Below are 799 nucleotides of genomic sequence, written 5' to 3' on the forward strand. Positions count from 1 at the left end.
ATATACGACCAGTTAGGCTGGGTAGCGTAGGCACGGAGTCACGCTTGAAATTGCTCGCTCGCGTTGTTTCTATACGCCTACTCAGCGAGACCGGCTGATCGCAAAGCATTGATTGCGGCGATGTCTTGCTTTGCATACTTGCTCTCCGTCCGGGCTGCAACAACGACACTCTCGAAGAGAGATCTTTCTAAAAACGATTTGAGTTCGATTTTCATCGGCGTGACACCGAAGTCGTACGTGCGCCACCAATCGTTTTCTTGCAGTGCGCTACGCCTGACCAGTGCTTGTGTTTCCTGGTTGATTCGCACCTTGTCGCCGGGAATTGCTTCGAAGGAAACACCCCCAGGAAACTGGGCATCAGCGATGTCCAGGGCCCAGTCGACCGAGCGATAAAACTCAATAGTGAGTTGATCCCAGGCTGCGCGTTCCTCGTCAGGAACCCCCGGAACCGGGGATATGGATCTATTGATTTTGAGGCCGGCAACCCTTCCTTTAATCTGGACGTGTTTAAACACACAGCCCCATAGAAACAGAGGATCACCACCTTCCCGCTTCAAGCCATGAAGGAGCACATCTTGAAGGGAGGCCGTGTAAATATCGCAGTTAATGTGGCGAGCATTCTGTAGCACAACGTTGCGAAGGAGAGTTGGTCCATCCTTGCTGGAGCGTCTCCCGATAACGCATGAGTCGAAGGTGACATTGCTGCCTTCCAAGTTTTCGTAGACGGCGTGTTCGGCACGTCCAGAGATGGTGGCGGTGAGGTTTCTGAACATCTTGCGAAAGCCTAACGCCTTAGTTC

1 protein-coding gene is annotated in these 799 nt (G+C 52.6%); it reads right to left on the reverse strand.

Going from position 1 to position 799, the window contains the following annotated elements:
* Nucleotides 1-77: 77 nt before the first annotated feature.
* A partial coding sequence (locus EIP75_RS24215) for a hypothetical protein (RefSeq protein ID WP_158622973.1) occupies nt 78-799 on the reverse strand: 722 nt, incomplete at its 5' end.

Origin of the sequence: Aquabacterium soli (assembly GCF_003933735.1) — a bacterium.
GTDB lineage: Bacteria > Pseudomonadota > Gammaproteobacteria > Burkholderiales > Burkholderiaceae_C > Aquabacterium > Aquabacterium soli.